Annotated in this window: 16 protein-coding genes; 9 read left to right on the forward strand and 7 right to left on the reverse strand. The window is 71.8% G+C overall.

The annotated features are described in order from the left end of the window. Nucleotides 1–166: 166 nt before the first annotated feature. A complete protein-coding gene (locus ACZ5ON_RS19575) occupies nucleotides 167–2,233 on the reverse strand; it encodes an N-acetylmuramoyl-L-alanine amidase (RefSeq protein WP_465593787.1) in 2,067 nt (688 codons plus the stop codon). A gap of 416 nt (nucleotides 2,234–2,649) precedes the next feature. Between ACZ5ON_RS19575 and ACZ5ON_RS19580 the strand changes: the two genes are divergently transcribed. The 4 genes from ACZ5ON_RS19580 to ACZ5ON_RS19595 all read left to right on the forward strand — a co-directional run bounded on the left by ACZ5ON_RS19580 (nucleotide 2,650) and on the right by ACZ5ON_RS19595 (nucleotide 5,417). Next, nucleotides 2,650–3,153 carry an LURP-one-related/scramblase family protein gene (locus ACZ5ON_RS19580; protein ID WP_465593790.1) on the forward strand — a complete coding sequence of 168 codons (504 nt, stop codon included), beginning with the start codon at nucleotides 2,650–2,652 and terminating at the stop codon, nucleotides 3,151–3,153. A 278-nt stretch (nucleotides 3,154–3,431) separates the two neighbouring features. Then, the gene (locus tag ACZ5ON_RS19585; protein ID WP_465593793.1) at nucleotides 3,432–4,292 is read left to right on the forward strand and encodes a polysaccharide deacetylase family protein; all 861 of its coding nucleotides are present in this window, start codon (nucleotides 3,432–3,434) and stop codon (nucleotides 4,290–4,292) included. Between the two features lie 122 nt (nucleotides 4,293–4,414). Beyond that, nucleotides 4,415–4,858 carry a large conductance mechanosensitive channel protein MscL gene (locus ACZ5ON_RS19590; RefSeq protein ID WP_465593796.1) on the forward strand — a complete coding sequence of 148 codons (444 nt, stop codon included), beginning with the start codon at nucleotides 4,415–4,417 and terminating at the stop codon, nucleotides 4,856–4,858. Nucleotides 4,859–5,066: 208 nt separating this feature from the next. Beyond that, nucleotides 5,067–5,417, forward strand: a complete 351-nt coding sequence (locus ACZ5ON_RS19595) for a hypothetical protein (protein WP_465593799.1) — start codon at nucleotides 5,067–5,069, stop codon at nucleotides 5,415–5,417. Nucleotides 5,418–5,489: 72 nt separating this feature from the next. Here the strand turns inward: ACZ5ON_RS19595 and ACZ5ON_RS19600 are convergent, their stop codons facing one another. After that, nucleotides 5,490–6,482 (reverse strand): GlxA family transcriptional regulator, encoded by a 993-nt coding sequence (locus ACZ5ON_RS19600; protein WP_465593802.1) that lies wholly within the window; start codon nucleotides 6,480–6,482, stop codon nucleotides 5,490–5,492. A 52-nt stretch (nucleotides 6,483–6,534) separates the two neighbouring features. Between ACZ5ON_RS19600 and ACZ5ON_RS19605 the strand changes: the two genes are divergently transcribed. Next, on the forward strand, nucleotides 6,535–6,948 hold the full coding sequence (locus ACZ5ON_RS19605) for a cupin domain-containing protein (protein ID WP_465593805.1): 414 nt from the start codon (nucleotides 6,535–6,537) through the stop codon (nucleotides 6,946–6,948). Nucleotides 6,949–7,077: 129 nt separating this feature from the next. Here the strand turns inward: ACZ5ON_RS19605 and ACZ5ON_RS19610 are convergent, their stop codons facing one another. The 3 genes from ACZ5ON_RS19610 to ACZ5ON_RS19620 form a co-directional block, all read right to left on the reverse strand. After that, complete coding sequence (locus tag ACZ5ON_RS19610) at nucleotides 7,078–7,518, reverse strand: MarR family winged helix-turn-helix transcriptional regulator (RefSeq protein WP_465593808.1); 441 nt, start codon at nucleotides 7,516–7,518, stop codon at nucleotides 7,078–7,080. Between the two features lie 118 nt (nucleotides 7,519–7,636). Beyond that, nucleotides 7,637–8,056 carry a DUF3037 domain-containing protein gene (locus ACZ5ON_RS19615; protein WP_465593811.1) on the reverse strand — a complete coding sequence of 140 codons (420 nt, stop codon included), beginning with the start codon at nucleotides 8,054–8,056 and terminating at the stop codon, nucleotides 7,637–7,639. Then, complete coding sequence (locus tag ACZ5ON_RS19620) at nucleotides 8,050–8,826, reverse strand: HipA family kinase (RefSeq protein ID WP_465593813.1); 777 nt, start codon at nucleotides 8,824–8,826, stop codon at nucleotides 8,050–8,052. The genes ACZ5ON_RS19615 and ACZ5ON_RS19620 overlap by 7 nt, the downstream gene beginning before the upstream one ends. Before the next feature lie 241 nt (nucleotides 8,827–9,067). On the opposite strand from ACZ5ON_RS19620, the gene ACZ5ON_RS19625 reads away from it, so the two are divergent. Together ACZ5ON_RS19625 and ACZ5ON_RS19630 are read left to right on the forward strand one after the other, a co-directional pair. After that, nucleotides 9,068–10,426: an NAD(P)/FAD-dependent oxidoreductase gene (locus ACZ5ON_RS19625; RefSeq protein ID WP_465593816.1), complete on the forward strand. Its 1,359-nt coding sequence runs from the start codon at nucleotides 9,068–9,070 to the stop codon at nucleotides 10,424–10,426. Nucleotides 10,427–10,582: 156 nt separating this feature from the next. Next, nucleotides 10,583–12,028 (forward strand): glycoside hydrolase family 47 protein, encoded by a 1,446-nt coding sequence (locus tag ACZ5ON_RS19630; protein ID WP_465593819.1) that lies wholly within the window; start codon nucleotides 10,583–10,585, stop codon nucleotides 12,026–12,028. 10 nt (nucleotides 12,029–12,038) lie between these two features. Here the strand turns inward: ACZ5ON_RS19630 and ACZ5ON_RS19635 are convergent, their stop codons facing one another. Both ACZ5ON_RS19635 and ACZ5ON_RS19640 read right to left on the reverse strand, forming a co-directional pair. Then, a complete protein-coding gene (locus ACZ5ON_RS19635; protein ID WP_465593822.1) occupies nucleotides 12,039–13,208 on the reverse strand; it encodes a GDSL-type esterase/lipase family protein in 1,170 nt (389 codons plus the stop codon). 238 nt (nucleotides 13,209–13,446) lie between these two features. Further along, the gene (locus ACZ5ON_RS19640) at nucleotides 13,447–14,784 is read right to left on the reverse strand and encodes an aminotransferase class I/II-fold pyridoxal phosphate-dependent enzyme (protein ID WP_465593825.1); all 1,338 of its coding nucleotides are present in this window, start codon (nucleotides 14,782–14,784) and stop codon (nucleotides 13,447–13,449) included. A 35-nt stretch (nucleotides 14,785–14,819) separates the two neighbouring features. Here ACZ5ON_RS19640 and ACZ5ON_RS19645 point away from each other — a divergent pair, with 35 nt between their 5' ends. Both ACZ5ON_RS19645 and ACZ5ON_RS19650 read left to right on the forward strand, forming a co-directional pair. Beyond that, nucleotides 14,820–15,539 (forward strand): pyridoxamine 5'-phosphate oxidase family protein, encoded by a 720-nt coding sequence (locus tag ACZ5ON_RS19645; protein WP_465593828.1) that lies wholly within the window; start codon nucleotides 14,820–14,822, stop codon nucleotides 15,537–15,539. Between the two features lie 167 nt (nucleotides 15,540–15,706). Beyond that, nucleotides 15,707–17,119 carry a sugar porter family MFS transporter gene (locus ACZ5ON_RS19650; RefSeq protein ID WP_465593884.1) on the forward strand — a complete coding sequence of 471 codons (1,413 nt, stop codon included), beginning with the start codon at nucleotides 15,707–15,709 and terminating at the stop codon, nucleotides 17,117–17,119. The last annotated feature ends 92 nt before the right edge of the window (nucleotides 17,120–17,211 follow it).

Raw genomic sequence — 17,211 nt, forward strand, 5'->3', positions numbered from 1 at the left:
AGGACCGATCGCTCACGCCCGCCAACAGAACGATCAACGGCGTGGTTGGATCGCGTTCGACGCCATCACCGATCGCCGCTCCGGCCCGGGCGCCCAGAGGTGGGCGGTCAGCACGGAGTCCCCGCGACCGTCCGGCCGCGGGGACTCTCGCAGATCTGACGGTATGTCAGGACTTCGTGCTCTGGCCGGTGTTGCCGCCGGCCGTGACGGCCGTGCCGACCTGGACGTCGGAGGCCTTCAGGTAGGCGATCCGGTGGTTGTAGCGGATCGGGTAGTAGGTGTCGTTGCCCACCACCAGAGTCCAGTCGTTCGGCGCGCTGTTGTCGATGGTGTGCGAGTAGAAGAAGTCCGACTGCACCGGCGTGTCACTGCCGGCGACGTAGGACTGACCCGCCGGGACGGTGGCGGTCAGCGGCACCACGGACTGCGGGGCGATCCCCGGGTAGGGCGTGTACGCGGCGGCCTCGGGGTAGTTGCGACCGTACACCGGGATCGAGGCCTGGCCCGGCTTGGCGGTCAGCACGGTCCGGCCCGGCCGGTTGTCGGCACCGCCGGTCTGCCCGGACGGGTTGTAGAACCAGGCCTTCTGGCCGTCGTACCAGATGGCGGTCCAGTCGCCCTGGAGATCCGCGACGACGTAGCTGGTGCCGTACACGGCCTTGTCGTGCCAGTCGGAGGCCTGGGTGGTACCGGCGTTGATCAGCGGGGCGTTCGGGTCCGGCTGGGTACGCAGGTAGACGAAGTTCTCCGGCCGGTCGGCCGTTCCGGTCACCGGGGGCTGGTTGGTGGCGTCGAACGCGGGCGAGATGGTGACCACGCCGCCGACCGTGAGCGGACCGCCGAGGTTCGCGCAGACGGGGGCACCCAGCAGGTCCATGTAGTGCGACCAGTCCCAGAAGGTGCCCGGGTCCCAGTGCATACCGGCGACGTACGACTGGATCGGGCCGGGCACGTCGTCGTGGCCGATGATGTGGTCGCGGTCCAGCGGGATGTCATAGCGGGCGGCCAGGTGGCGCACCAGGGCGGCAGAGGACTGGTAGAGCTGCTCCGAGTACCAGGTCGGGCGGTCGGTGGGGAGGGCGTATCCCTCGTGCTCGATCCCGATGCTGTGCATGTTGAGGGACTTGTTCCCGGCGTGCCAGGCGATGTCCTTGGTGTGCACCAGCTGGGTGACGTGCCCGTCCGAGGACCGGACGATGTAGTGCGCGCTGTCCTGGTTGGCCGGGTTCTGGAAGAGCCCGATGGACGCGTCGAAGCCGCCCTCGGTGTCGTGGATGACGATGTACTGGATCTTGTCGCCGTCGTCCGGGCGGTTCGCCTTGCTGTAGTTGCCGAACGAGGTGAGGTCGCTCGGGTTGGTCAGCGCGTAGGCGGCGGGCTTGAAGTCGCAGTCAAGCTCGAAGGGGCACTCGGGGGTGGTGTCGTCCGCGGCCGGGGCCGCGGCTGCCCGCATCGCGGCGGCCGGACGGCCCGCCTTGAGCGGAGCCGGGCGGTCCGCCTTGAGCGAGGGGGTCGCGGCGAGGACGACCGACTGGCCGTCGGCCGTGTGCCGGGAGACGCCCGTGCGGATCGTGCCGAACACGCGGTCGGCGAAGGCGTCGACGCTCGCCGCGTCGCCGGCCTGGCTGAACCTGGCCACCGCCTGGTACCAGGCGCCGGGGTCGGTGGAGGCGGGCTTCCCGGCCTCCTTCTGGTACTGCGCCAGCAGGGCCGCGCCGCCGCGCACGCTCTGGGCCGCATCCCGCTTGAGGTCGCCGGCCGGGCGGTGGATCAGCTTGGCGGCCGCGTCCAGGGTGTGCAGTGCGGGGCCGTCCTGGACCTTGGGTCGCGCCGTCGCGCCCGTGGCCGGCTTCGGCTCCGCGCCGTCGCCCCGGCCGTCGGTCTCGGGGCCCGGGCCCTTGGCGAGCGCGGCGTTGACGGCGGCCGCGTCGACCTCGGTCAGGCCCATCACGTTGTAGTTGCCGGTGGTGCTGGGCGCGCCCTGGTGCGAGTCCCAGCGGGTCTGCTGGTACGAGACGGCCAGCAGCACGCCGACCGGAACGTGGAACTCGGCGGCCGCGGAGTCGAACTGGCGCTGCAGTGTGTCCTCGGCCGGCGTGGCGCCGGATGCCGGGACGGCACCGGCGGTCATACCCGTGACCAGTGCCAGGCCGGTCGCGGAGGCGGCGACTGCGGTGGTGAGGCGCGGCAGGCCCCGCGTGGCTCGGTGGGCGTGCCGAATTGGGGATATCAACGGAGTCCGCTGTCCCTTTCATAATGGAATCGGTGAGAACCGCCCTCATCGCCGGACCTGGACCGCCCGGGTCAGCGGGGCGGTCGAGCCCGGGTCCGACCAGGGCGGTGCAGACGTTAACACCTGATCGGCCGTCAGCGCTCACCGCTTTGCGGTCGGACGGCACGTCAGGCACCTGCGGGAAGTACGGATTCCACCCCGTCACAGCCGGGCAGGCCCGGGTGCGGAGCCGGCTCCGCTCCGGCCGATGCCACCCCCGGGCCGGTACCGGCCTGCCGATGGCCTGCTGATGGCCCGCTCCGTCGCGGCTCCGTCGCCGCTCCGTCGCCGACCTGTCATCGACCCGTCTCGGGCCCCCCGTTACGCTCTGGCCGACACCACGCCGCCGAGCGGCGGCGACACTGACGGGGGTTCGGATGCGCTACCTCATACGCGACCGCATGTTCGCCTTCCACGAAGAGGCGTGGATCGAGACCGAGCACCGGGAGAAGCTCTACAAGGTCAACCGGCGGTTCCTGCGGCTGCGCACCACCTTCGACTTCGTGGACCCCCACGGGGAGAAGGTGGCGAGCATCACCAGGAAGGCCTTCACCCTGCACCACACCATCCTGGTCAAGCAGGACGGCGCGGTGGTCGCCCGGATCAGCAAGCGGGCCTTCCGGATCTTCAGCGACCGGTTCAAGGTCCGGCTGCGGGACGGCCGGCGGCTGCGGATAGTCGGCAACCTGTGGGACCACGAGTTCGACATCCAGCACCGTGGCACCACCCTGGCGCACATCTCCCGGCGCTGGTTCACCATCCGGGACGCCTACGCGGTCGATGTGCTGAGCCCCGAGGACAGCACCCTGCTGGTCGTCCTCGCGGTGTGCGTGGACCACATCATCCAGGACCGCAAGGGGGAGCAGCTCACCAATCTCTGACGCCGGTGGCGGCTGCTTGACCGACGCCCCCAGACCCGGCTCGCTGTCTCCGGAGCCCCACCGGTATCGCGCCGTTTCCCCTGTTCAACCGGCATTCGGCAAGAGAGGTCAAAGACCTGCCCAAGAGATCGGAGCGCCGGAACCGGCCCGACCCGGTGCACGTCGGTTGAGGCGGGGAGCGGCGGATCGACCACGGCACGACGCCGTCGCGCCCCCGGCACACCGAGGCCGGACGGGGTCACCCGTCCCGGCGAACCACCTGAGGGAGGGGCGTCACCATGGCAGAGCAGCGCGCGGAGCAGCCGGGCGATCAGAGCGGGCTGTCCCGGCGGCGGCTGATCAGGCTGACGGCCGCCGGCGCGGCGGTCTTCGGGGCGGGCGGCGCGCTGACGGCCTGCGGCAGTTCGTCCGGCAACGTCGCCCCGGCGCCGCCACCGCCGTCGGAAAGCCCTTCAGACGGCTTCTCCCCGGCCGCTGCGACCGAGCCCCCGAACGTCTCCGACCTGCCGAACCCCTCGTCCTCGCCGGTGGCGGTACGCACCAAGCCGGTCTTCAAGGTGCACGACCTGCTGCCGAGCGCTCCGTCGAACGCGGTCGCGCTGACCCTCGACGACGGTCCGAGCCGGATGTACACCCCGGAGGTGCTGCAGCTGCTGCGCAAGTACGACGTCCGGGCGACGTTCTCGGTGGTCGGCATCGAGGCCCACGCCGACAAGGACCTCATCCGGCGGATCGCCGCGGACGGGCACACCATCGCCAACCACACGATGACCCATCCCCAGCCGTTCTCCCGGCGCAGCGCGGCTCAGATCCAGCAGCAGATCGCGGACACCCAGTCCGTCATCGTGGACGCCGGGGCCCCCGAGCCGAAGCTCTTCCGCTCCCCCGGTGGCGACTGGTCCGCCGACGTGTTCGCCGCGGTCGCCAAGTACGGGATGACGCCGATCGACTGGGACGTGGACCCGAGGGACTGGGCCCGCCCCGGCACCAAGACGATCACCGAGAAGTTGCTGGCCGCCAAGCCGGGCGACATACTGCTCTGCCACGACGGCGGCGGCAACCGCTCGCAGACCGTCGACGCGCTGCGCACCGTACTGCCCGCCCTCAAGGCCAAGGGCTACACCTTCGTCACCCTCTGACGGTCCACCGTCCGTCCCCCGGTCGGCACCGCTCCGGTTGCGGACCGGGGCCGGATCGGCTCGCCTGGTTCTGGGTGCTCTTGGCGCCCCGGGGCAACCGGCGGAGCGGACGAGGAGCGGCGATGTTCAAGGGTTTCAAGAACTTCCTGATGCGCGGTGACGTCGTCGTCGTGTCGGTGGGGCTGATCGTCGCGCTGGCGTTCAGCACCCTGATCAAGGCGTTCACGGACAACGTCATCACCCCGCTCGTCACCCGGGCCCAGGGCGGCCATTCGACCGCGCTGGGCTGGCAGTTGGGCGCGCCCGGGAACAAGGCGACCTACGTCGACATCGGCGCGTTCATCTCCGCCGTGATCTACTTCGTCATCTTCATGGCGGTGGTCTACTTCCTGATCATCGTCCCGTACCGGGCCTTCCAGCGCCGCCGGGGAATCACCGTCTTCGGTGCACCCGTACCGGCCAAGACCTGTCCTGCCTGTCTCGCCGACGACATCCCGGCGGCCGCCTCCAAGTGCCGCTACTGCGGCACCGAGCAGCCCCCGGCTCCCGGCCGGACCAGCTCCTGAAACCGGCGGGCACCCGTCCGAGGACGCTGCGCCGAGCGGCGGACACCTCCGGCGGCAGGAGCGGCGGCCACTTCCGACGCGAAATCGTCCGATTACCGACTCTTCGTTCACGGCCGGCATGCCGTAGGTTCGGGCCGCCGACAACATCCGACCCCGTCGAAGGAACCAACTCGCCCGGGGCGAACCGAAGATGAGGTATCGCATGTCCATGTCTCGACGTAGCACGCCAGGTGCGGCCGCAAGGGTGCTGGCCGCAGCCGGGCTCGCACTGTCCCTGCTCGGACTGGGAGCCTCGCCGGCCGCCGCACAGGCCAGGCCGCACTCCCTGGACAACACCTGGGCCTGTTCGATCCCGAACGGATACATCTACGACCAGGTGCAGAGCCTGATCGGCGCCTGCGGTGCGTCCGGCTTCGCCATCCGCTACCACCTGCGGGTTCCGGCCGACGGGCTGTGGGCGTGCGAGGTGCCGCCGGGGTTCACCTACGACCAGGCCCAGCGCCTCATCGGCATCTGCAGCACGTCCGGTTTCGCCTACCGCTACCACCTGCGCGGCTGACCGCCGGCGGCCCGCCTCCACGCACCGCGGGGCGGGAGCCCCCTGCCGCCTGCCGCGGGAGCACCGGACGGCTCACCCGGCCCCCGCACCGTACCGGCGCCGGTACGCCAGGGGCGTGAGCCCGGTGCCGCGACGCATCACCACGCGCAGATTGGCGGCGGTACCGAGCCCGCTGCGCCGCGCCACCGTCTCCAGACGCGACTCGCCCCGCTCGATCAGCCGGCAGGCCAGGGTGAGCCGCTCCCCCGTCAACCACGCCAGCGGTGTGGTGCCCAGTTGCGCGCGGAAGCGGCGGTGCAGCGTCGCCGGACTGACCGAGGCGCGTGCCGCCAGTTCGGCCACGGTGAGCGGTGAGTCCAGTCGCTCCTGGGCCCAGGCCAGCACCGGGGCCAGGGACTCGTCCGGCAGGTCGGGCACCGGGCGTTCCACGAACTGCCGCTGCCCGCCGTCCCGGTGGGCGGCGAACACCAGCCGCCGGCTCACCGAGTTGGCGACCTCCGCTCCGTGGTCCCGGCGGACGATGTGCAGCCCGAGGTCGAGGGCGGCCGCGCTCCCCGCGGCGGTGAGAATGTCGCCGTCGTCCACGAACAGGACGTCCGCCTCCAGCCTGACGGCCGGGAAGCGGGCTCGGAAGGAATCCGCCCACTGCCAGTGCGCGGCGGCCGTGCGCCCGTCCAGAACCCCGGCCTCGGCCAGCGTGAAAGCACCGCTGCAGAAGCCGACCAGGCGCGCGCCGCGCTGATGCGCCCGCCGCACGGCATCGAGCACGGCCGGCCGGCGCGGCACCTCGACGTCGGGGCGGTTGGGGACGATCAGGGTGTCCGCGGAGTCGGCCGCGGCGAGGTCGGCGACCCCGGTGAGGGTGAAGAAGCCGTCCCGCATCCGCGTGCGCGGCTCGGCCGAGCAGAGCCGGAAGTCGTAGAGATCGCGGCCGAGTTCGGGCCTGCGCAGGCCGAACACCTCGGTCGCGCAGCCGAGTTCGAAGGGGTTCGAGTTCTCGTCCACGATCACGACGACCCGGTGCGGGCCCGGCGAGCGGAGCCCGTGCGAGGATCCTTTCGACATGTGCAATTCCTAGCACTCACACCAGCCCCGCGGGGCGGGCCAGGATTTCCCCATGAGCGACGAACCCATCGACCGCAAGGAACCCATCGACCTCGGCAGGGCCCTGGCCTCCTTCGACGCCCTGTGGAGCCCCCGCATCGTCACCCGTGTCAACGACTACGACGTCCGCGTCGCCAAGGTCCGGGGTGAACACCTCTGGCACGTCCACGAGGACACCGACGAGTTCTTCCTGGTGCTCGAAGGGGAGTTGGACATCGCTCTGCGCGAGCCCGCCGGGGAGCGCACGGTCCGGCTTCCCCGGGGCGCGGTCTTCACCGTTCCCCGGGGCACGGAGCACAAGCCGTCCGCTCCCGACGGCGCCGCGATCCTGCTCTTCGAGCCCACCGGGACACCGACGGTCGGAGACCGGCACGACGAGATCCCCGACCACGTCGACGCGACGACCGGACACCCGCTCGGGTCCTGAGGGGCGATCAGGCGCACCCGGCCACCGCACGCGCCGCGCCGCAGGACGGCCACGACGGGCCTCGGGGGCGACGGGAGTTGCGGGAGCAGCACCCGGGCCGCCGTCCCCGCCGAACCGGCGGACCGCCCGTTACTGACCGGAGAGCAGCGGGAGCACCTGGCGGCAGAGCGCGTCCAGGGCGACCCGCTGCTCGTCGTCCAGGCTGGCGAAGGCGGCGCGGGCGCGGCTCATGTCCTCGCGGATCTGGCCCAGCACCTCGCGCCCCTGCTCGGTGATCGCGACGATCTTCACCCGCCGGTCGGCGACCGCCGCCTCGCGCTGCGCCAGCCCCAGCGCCTCCAGCCGGTCCACGATCCCGGTGACGTTGGAGGCGTCACAACCGAGCCGGCCGGCCAGCGCCCGCATCGGCACCGGCTCCTGCACCGACTTCAGCGCCTTGGCCTGCGAGGAGTTGAGGCCGTGGCGCGCGGCGGCGGCCGCGAAGTCGTGGAAGTAGGCGGTGCCTACGGCAGCCACCACCTCCATCAGGTCGGCGGTGGTCGGTACGGTGCTGGTCGCTGTGGAGCCCATGGTGGTCAGGGTACGCACACTTGCTTCAGTTACTCCAGCTTTGACCATCATAAGCGACTCTCCGCAATCAAACCGTTCCCTGGCGCATCCGGCCGGGCCCCTTCCAGGGCGATCGCCCTCAGAGCACCAGCTGCTCGAACAGACGCCGCAGCTCCGCCTCCGGATCCGCGGTCAGCCCGGTGTGCACCGGCCCCGGCTGGACGATCGCACTGCGCGGTGCGGTCAGCCACCGGAACCGCTGCCCGGGGTTGTCCTCCCCGGCCGGGCCGGCCTTCGGTCCGCCCTCGCAGACGGCCTCGATGCCACGCAGCGCCCGCCGGACCCCGGCCACGTCCGCGACCGGGTCCAGCGCGAGCAGCCGCCCCTGATCGAGGTGGGTGCGGGCGCCCAGGTGCGCGGTGTGACGGCAGTAGAGCAGCACGCCGATGTTGACGCACTCGCCACGCTCCACCCGCGGCACGGCGCGGATCACCGCGTACTCGTAGTCGTGCAGTTCCACGCCCACGCCCTGCTCCCCGTCACTCGTCCCGTTCAGCATGATCCGGCCTCCTCGGCACCGGGCAGGGTCGGCAGCCAGCCCCGCGGTCCGGCCAGCCGGGCGGTCAGCCGCTCCTGGTAGGCGTCCCGGACGGCCTGGGTGTCGGCGAAGCCGGGCTCGTCCGTCAGCCACTCCTCCGGGATCGACGCGACGGCCGCCGGCAGCGCCTTCTCGGCGAGTGCCGCCAGCTCCTCGTCAACGGCCTTCAGGTCCCCGGCGGAGCGCAGCAGGGCGTGGTCCGAGGCGTCGTACGGCTTGCCGGGCCAGGCGGCCGAGCTCGCCCAGTGGTGCTGGAAGATCAGGCTGGCACCGTGGTCGATGAGCCGCAGGCCGCCGGTGGCCATCAGCAGGTTGGGGTTGCGCCAGGAGCGGTCCACATTGCCGATCAGGGCGTCGAACCAGAGCACCCGCGCGGCCAGGTCCGGGTCCACCTCGAAGCAGAGCGGGTCGAAGTTGAGCGCGCCGCTGACGAAGGCCATTCCGAGGTTGACGCCGCCGCTGGCGCGCATCTGGTCCTGGATCTGCGGTTCGGGCTCGCTGCGGGCCAGCACCGGGTCCAGGTCGATCCGTACCAGCTCGGGCACCGGCAGCCCGAGGCGCCGGCCCAGTTCGCCGGCCAGTACCTCGGCGATCAGCGCCTTCCGTCCCTGGGCCGCGCCGGACCACTTGAGCACGTAGAGCCGATGGTCATCGGCCTCGACCAGGCCCGGCATCGAGCCGCCTTCTCGCAGTGGCGTCACATAGCGGACCGCCGTCACCTCGGAGAGCATCCCGCCAGCCTACCGACCCGTCAGCCGTCCTCCGCCCGCCGCCGGGCCCGTCGCCGCGGCCGCGGCGGTTTCCCGCGCGCACGGGGTCCTGCGCGAGCCCGGGTGTCCCCTCGCCTCGGCCGCGGCGTTTCCCCCTCCCGGGCCCGCTGCGGTGGCAGGCACCAAACGACCGTGCGACCGTGGCGAACAGTTGTCAGAGTTGTCCTGATACCGCTCGGACCCGGCAGGCAGGGGATGGACGATGGAGCGACCTCGGATCCTGATAGTCGGCGGCGGTTTCGCCGGTCTTGAGTGCGCACGCCGCCTGGAACACAAGCTGGCGGCCTCGGAGGCGGAGATCTCCCTGGTCACGCCGTTCAGCTACCAGCTCTACCTGCCGCTGCTGCCGCACGTTGCGGCCGGGGTGCTCACCCCCCAGTCAGTCGCCGTCTCGCTGCGCCGCAGCCTGCACCGCACCCACATCATCCCCGGTGGCGTGATCGGGGTGGACCCGGCGGCCAAGGTGTGCGTGATCCGGAAGATCACCGACGAGGTGATCGCGCTCAGGTACGACTACCTGGTCCTGGCGCCCGGCAGCATCACCCGGTCCTTCGACATCCCCGGACTGACGGCCTACGCGCGCGGGATGAAGACCCTCGCCGAGGCCGCCTACATCCGCGACCACGTGATCTCCCAGCTCGACCTCGCCTCGACCACCCTGGACCAGCGCGAACGGGAGTCCCGGCTGCAGTTCGTGGTGGTCGGCGGCGGCTACGCGGGCACCGAGACGGCCGCCTGCCTCCAGCGTCTGACCACCGCCGCGACCAGGCGCTACCCCCGGCTGGACCCCGCAACGATCAAGTGGCATCTGATCGACATCGCCCCGAAACTGATGCCCGAGCTGGGAGACAAGCTGGGCAACGCCGCGCTCCAGATCCTGCGGGCCCGCGGGATCGAGGTCTCGCTCGGCGTCTCGGTGGCCGAAGTCGGCGCGGAGACGGTGAAGTTCACCGACGGACGGGTGCTGCCCTGTCGCACCCTGATCTGGACCGCCGGGGTCGCCGCCAGCCCGCTGATCGGGACGCTGGACGCCGAGACGGTACGCGGCCGGATCGCGGTCACCGCCGAGATGCGGGTGCCGCAGTTCGACTCCGTGTTCGCGCTCGGTGACGCCGCCGCCGTGCCGGACCTGTCCAAGGGCGACGGCGCGGTCTGTCCTCCCACCGCCCAGCACTCCGCCCGCCAGGGCCGCCGGGTGGCCGACAACCTGGTCGCCGCACTGCACAACGAGCCGCTGCAGCCCTACTATCACAGGGATCTCGGCCTGGTGGTCGACCTCGGTGGCAAGGACGCGGTCTCCAAGCCGATCGGTGTTGAACTCAAGGGCGTACCGGCCCAGTTGGTGGCCCGCGGCTACCACATCATGGCGATGCGTACCAACGTGGCCAAGTTCCGGGTCGGCGCCAACTGGCTGTTGAACGCCACCGCGGGCGACGACTTCGTCCGGACGGGCTTCCTGGCCCGCCAACCCGCCCGGCTGCGCGACTTCGAGTACACCGACGCGTACCTGTCCAGGGACCAGGTCCGCCAGCACGCCCAGTCGCTGCTGGCCAAGGGCTGAACACCAGCCGGCACCGCCCGAGGAGGACCATCCGTACGAGTGAAACCGGCGTACCGGCCTGACACCGGCGCTCCCGGGCTGACCTGCGCGGGAGCGCCGACACGCGGACGGAGTCCTGGGCGGCCGCGGCCCGCCGGGCCACTAGCGTCCTGCGGCATGCGATCTGCCCCGTTGCCCCGCCGCCGCACCGTGCTCGGCGCCGCCGCCATGGCCACCACGAGCGCCGCTCTCCCCCACCCCGCCCGCGCCGCCGCGACCGGAACGGACCGGGTGCCCGCAGCCCGCGCCGCCGCCGGTCTGCCGTCCGACGCCGCGATCGCCCGGCAGATCCGCGCCGAGTACCTGCACAGCTGGGAGGGCTACAAGCTGGCGGCCTGGGGCTACGACGAGGTCCGGCCGCTCTCCGGCGGACGGAACGACTTCTTCGCCCGGGGTCACACCTTCGGCCTGTCCATCGTCGAGGCGCTGGACACCCTGTGGCTGATGGAGCAGGACCAGGAGGTGGAGCTGGCCGCCGACTGGATCGAAGCGCACTTCGACCCGGCCGTCGACGCCGAAGTGCAGGTCTTCGAGGCGGTGATCCGGCTCGTCGGCGGCCTGCTAGCGGGCCATCTGTGCACCGGGCGGCCCGCTCTGCTGGCGCGCTGCCGGGAGCTGGCCGACCGGCTGCTGCCCGCCTTCACCCGCTCCCCCTCCCAGCTCCCCTACCGCTACGTCAATCTGCGCACCGGAGCGGTCTCCGGCTCGGTCAGCCCGCTGGCCGAGGTCGGCACCAACCTGGTGGAGTTCGGCGTGCTGAGCCGGCTCACCGGCGACGACCGCTACTGGAGCGCGGCCAAGAAGGCCGCCCGCGCGGTGATCGCCCGGCGCTCCTCGCTGGGCCTCCTCGGCACCGCGCTGGACGTCGAGTCGGGCCGCTGGACGGACACCCACGCGATCGAGCCGAACCCACCGGTGGACTCCTTCTACGAGTACCTCTGGGCCGGCGGCGAGCTGTTCGACGACGCCGAGCTGCGCGCCTGGTACCGGGTGCTGACCAACGCCGTGCTCAAGTACCAGGCAGACCGGAGGGACGGCCGACTCTGGTTCCGCCAGGTGGACTTCAGCACGGGCAGGACCACCGGCCACGACCAGTCCGAGCTCGCCGCGTTCTATGCCGGCCTCCTCGGCAAGGGCGGCGACCTGGACGCCGGCCAGGCCTACTACCGCTCCTGGACCACCCTGCTGGACCAGTACGGGCTGCTGCCCGAGCAGGTGGACTACGCCGCCGGCCAGGTCCGCAGTGCCCGCAACGACCTGCGGCCCGAGTACGCCAACTCCGCCTTCGACCTCTGGCGGCTGACCGGCGCGGACGAGTACCGGCAGACCGCCTACCGCTACTTCCAGGCGGTACGGGCCGAACAGCGGGTGTCGGGCGGCTACACGGTCGCCGAGGACGTCACCGCCTCGCCGGTGCGCCTCGGCGACCTGACGCCCGGGTACTGGTTCGCGGAGAACCTCAAGTACCTCTATCTGATGTTCGCGGCGGCGCCGCGCTTCGACTACCGCACCGGCCTGCTGTCGACCGAGGGGAAGCTGGTGCGCGGCGCCGTCCGCTCCTGAACCCCTGCCGTTACCTGGCGGTCAGGTACATTCCGGAGGCGTCCTGGCCCGGGGTGTTGTCGCAGGCGTAGTCGCCGCTGGGCCGCGCGTAGAGCAGGGCGAGGCAGCGGCCCAGGGCGAGCTGGCCGTAGTAGTTCGGGTGCATCGACTCCTGGGTGGCTCCCTGCGGGGTGCTCAGTCCGGCGTCCACGAAGCGGGCCCACTCGCTGGTGGTCGCGGAGGGCGTGTTGTCCGGCGCGGCCAGGCTGTCGGACTTCGAGCAGACCTCCCGGCCCTGCAGGGTGTCGCGCAGGTCGAGGAACTGCACGCCCTTGCTCGCGGCGACCTGGGCCAGCGCATCGGAGACCTGAGCGGTCATCGAGTCCCTGGCCCAGTCGGCGTCGGTGTCCCAGAACGGGCAGCCGCCGGTGTTCGCCCGGGTCCAGCCGCTCTCGGGGTAGCGCATCTCGCTGCTGCGCGGGATCGGCGACGGGTACGACTGCAGCACCAGCCGGTAGTCGCCGTCGGCGTAGCCGGCCGCCCGCATCACGGCCCGGATCTCGTCGATCGACTTGCCCACGCCCGCCATCGCGTCCGGCATCGCCGAGTCGACGGCGGCCTGCTCGCCGTCGCGGCAGGAGGAGCCCCAGATCAGGTAGTCCTCCGCGCAGGACGTGATCACGTTGGCGAAGCCGAGGTCGTTGCCGCCGATCGAGAGGGTGATCAGCTTGACGTTGTTCTCGGCGGCGACGGCGGCCAACTGGTCGGCCTGCGGCGCCTCGCCCTTGAGCGACTGGCCGCCGGCGGCCGCTCGGAAGATGTTCGCGGTGGTGGCGCCGGAGCAGGCGAGGTCGATCTGGTTCTGGGCGATCCGCGCGGTGCGGATCTCGGCGCTGTCGGATCGGTCGCAGCCGCTCGCGAAGGTGCTGCCGTAGACCCGGGTGGCGTCGTAGCCGCTGCCGGTCCAGGCCCGATCGGTGCCGTCCCGGCTGCCGCCGGTGCCGTCGCTGCTGCCCTGCCAGCGGCCGGCTTCGCCGGAGATGTAGCTGTCCCCCATCGAGACGCTCACGGTGGGGCCGGTGGCAGCCTCGGCCGGGGTGACCAGGCCCGGCAGCGGCACGGCGAGGGCCGCCGCTGACAGCACGGTGGCCAGTCGTCTGGTGGTGCGGGAACGTTCGGTCGTACGGAGAGAGTTGAGCACGGCGGAACTCCTGCGGAAGGCCTCCCGTACGTGGGGACGGGAGGCGCTGACGTGAGGGTGTGCCGCCGGCCGGGGGCGCCCAAAATGTGGCATGCCCACGGTTGTTACCGCTAGGTATCTGAAGTGACTTTCTTCTGGCCGTCAGACATACGCATCTATCGGACGTCGAACTCCGGTGATCGGACGCCGTATTGACGCATTGTCAGGCAAATCGGAGACGGCTCACGCCGCAGCCGGTTCAGGTCGACCGCGACCGCCCGCCCGACGAGTGCAGGACGCCCGCCAGGTCGGATGCCAGCCTCGGCGCCCGAGCTTCCTCCAGGCCCGCGATGGTGATCCGGATCCCGGGCGGGGACTGCATCCGGAACCGCGCGCCGGGCGCGACCGCCCAGCCCGACTGAAGCAGCGCCGCGACCACCCCGGACTCATCCGGCACCGGCACCCAGACGTTGAGCCCGCTCGCACCGTGCGCCTCGATCCCGTGCGCCGCCAGCGCGGCCAGCAGCGCCTCGCGGCGCGCCCGGTACACCGCGGCCACCGTCCCGGCCGGCGCGGCGTCGGCGCGCCACAGCTCGGCCACGGTGCGCTGGAGCAGCAGGCTGACCCAGCCCGCGTCCAGCCGCTGGCGCCCCAACACCAGGTCGATCGTCTCCGGATCGCCGATGGCCAGCGCGATCCGCAGATCGGGGCCGTACGCCTTGCTGGCCGAACGCACCACGGCCCAGTGGGCGGCGGTGCCCCCGACCAGCGGCCGATAGGGCAGGTCGACCATGCCGTGGCCGTGGTCGTCCTCGATCAGCAGCGCGTCCGGGTGCCCGGCCAGCACGGCCCGCAGGTCGGCGGCCCGCCGCTCGGTGAGTGCGGCCCCGGTCGGGTTCTGCGCCCGAACGGTGAGGATCACCGCCCGGGCGCCCGCGGCCAGCGCCGCGGCGAGCGAGTCGGGCAGCGGCCCCTCGTCATCCAGCCGCACGGGCACGGGCCGCAGCCCGAGCGCGGGCAGCAGGTCGAGCAGGCTCCCCCAGCCCGGGTCCTCGGTGGCGACCAGGTCACCGGGGCGCAGCCGGCTGGTGAGAATGCGTTCGATCGCGTCCAGCGAGCCGGAACAGACGGCGAGCGGGCCGCCTGGGACGCCGTCGGCGCGGAACGCCGCGCCGGCCAGGTCGAGCAGCCCGGGGTCGGCGGCGGGATGGCCGTACAGGACGGGGTCACGGTCGCCCTGGGCGGCCGCTACGGCGACCGCCGGCGCGAGGGCGGGGAGCAGCGCGGTGTCGGGATTGCCGCTGGAGAGGTCGGTGGCGCCGGGTGGGACGGGGATGCGGATCTGGTCGCGCGGGGTGGTGACGGGCCTGGGCCGGACCCGGCTGCCCTTGCGTCCGGCGGTCTCGATCACGCCCCGGTCGCGCAGCAGCCGGTAGGCGGCGGCCACGGTGTTGGGGTTCACGCCCAGTTCGCCGGCCAGGTCGCGCAGCGGCGGCAGGGCGGCTCCCGGGGCCAACTCGCCGGCGCCGACCGCGCGTTCGATGTCAGCCGCGATGTCACTGGCACGACGACCTTTGATCCGATAGTCTCCTAGCACAAAAACAATTATGCACTAGTACATCGGGGAATGTCATGTCGGACAGCACGACCGCCGCCACGGATACCACGCACGTGTCCGCCACCACGGACGCCACGCACCCGACTGGCGGCGCGTACACCCGCAACGAGCGCACCACGCCGACCCGCTACCGCGACCGGGCCACCTGGGAGCGGGAGGCCATCCACGCGATCCTGGACAGCTCGTACCTCTGCCACCTGGGCTTCGTGGCGGACGGCGCCCCGGTGGTACTGCCGACCGTCTACGCCCGGGTCGGCGACCGGCTCTATGTGCACGGCTCGACGGGCAGCCGTCCGATGCGCGGCGCCGGGGCCGACGAGGGGCTGCCGGTCTGCGTCACGGTGACCCAGGTGGACGGCCTGGTGCTGACCAAGTCCGCGTTCAACCACTCGGTCAACTTCCGTTCGGTGGTGGCCCACGGCATCGCCCATCAGGTGACCGACCCCGAGGAGCTGGCGATCGCCCTGGACGCGCTGGTGGACCAGGTGGTGCCGGGCCGCTCGGGCGACGTCCGCCGGGCGAACGCCAAGGAGCTGGCCGCGACGGCTGTGGTGCGCCTGGTCCTGGACGAGGTCTCGGCCAAGACCCGCGACGACGGCGCCAACGACGACGAGGCGGACCTGGACCTGCCGCACTGGTCCGGCGTCGTCCCGGTGCGCACGGCGTACGGCACCCCGCTGCCGCACTCCCCGGCCACCGGGCCGCTGCCCGGCTACCTGCGCGACCTCGGCTGACCGGCACCGGCGCAGCGCAGCGGCTGCCCGGCCCGGGGGTGACGGCGGTTCGGTCGGTTCACCCTGAGGGTCGCACAGCGCGCCGTCGATGTGCCCGGCTGCTGAAATGAGCGTGGAGCTGTTCCATCCGGCCGCACGGGCGGACCGCCGAACCCCGGGAGCCCGTCCTGTCCAGTACCACTCCCACCCACCACAGCGACCAGGCCCATCTGGGCTACGTCGTCTTCATCTCGGCGGCGGCCGCGATGGGCGGCTTCCTGTTCGGGTACGACAGCGCGGTCATCAACGGTGCGGTGACGGGCATCCAGAGGCACTTCAGGGTGGGCAACGGCGAGACCGCCTTCGTGGTGGCCGTCGCACTGCTCGGCTCGGCGCTCGGCGCGGTGATCGCCGGCCGGCTGGCCGACCATCTCGGCCGGGTCAGGACGATGCTGCTGGCCGCCTTCCTGTTCGCGGTCAGCGGAGTCGGCTCGATGTTCCCGCCCTCGATCGAACTGCTGGGCTTCTGGCGGGTGGTCGGCGGCATCGCGATCGGCATCGCCTCGGTCATCGCCCCCACCTACATCGCCGAGGTCGCCCCGACCGCGTACCGGGGACGGCTGGCCTCCTTCCAGCAGCTGGCCATCGTGCTCGGCATCACCGTCTCCCAACTGGCCAACTGGGCCCTGAACCAGGCTGCCGGAGGCGAGTCCACCGGGCACCTGGCCGGGATCCAGGCCTGGCAGTGGATGCTCGGCGTGGAGACCATCCCGGCACTGGTTTACGGCTTGATGGCGCTGGCCATCCCCGAGTCCCCGCGCTATCTGGTCGCCGACCGCCGGGAGGACAAGGCCCGCGCGGTGCTGCTGGAGGTGGAGGGCCCGGGCGTCGACCTGGACGCCCGGGTGGCGGAGATCCGCGCGGTCCTGGCGTCCGCGCACAAGCCCCGGCCGAAGGACCTGACGGGCGGCCGGTTCGGCCTGCTGCCGATCGTCTGGGTCGGCATCGGCGCCTCGGTGTTCCAGCAGTTCGTCGGCATCAACGTGATCTTCTACTATTCGTCGTTCCTGTGGCAGTCGGTCGGCATCAACGAGAGCAACTCGCTGCTGATCAGCCTCTCCACCTCGATCATCAACGTGCTCGGCACCGTGATCGCGATGGCGCTGGTGGACCGGATCGGCCGCAAGCCACTGGCGCTGGCCGGTTCGACGGGCATGGCGCTCTCGCTCGCCACCGCGGCCTGGGCCTTCTCCCACCGGGTCGGGAAAGGCTCCACCGCGACTCTCGAAAGCACCTACGCCACAACGGCGTTGGCCGCCGCCCACGTCTTCGTGCTGTGCTTCGCCTTCTCCTGGGGCGTGGTGGTCTGGGTGCTGCTCGGCGAGATGTTCCCCAACCGGATCCGGGCGCTGGCCCTGTCGGTCGCCGCCTCGGCCCAGTGGATCGCCAACTGGGCCATCACCGTGACCTTCCCGACCCTCTCCGACTGGAACCTGTCGGCGACGTACGTCATCTACACCTGCTTCGCGCTGCTCTCCATCCCCTTCGTGGCCTACTGCATCAGGGAGACCAAGGGCCGCCCCCTGGAGGAGATGGGCTGACCCCGGTCCGGCCGGACGGCCCTCCGCTCACCCGATCGGCCCGGGCCGGGTACCTGGCCAAGCCCCACCCCTGCATTGCATCATGCTGCCCG

The organism is Kitasatospora sp. NPDC032150 (assembly GCF_055579945.1).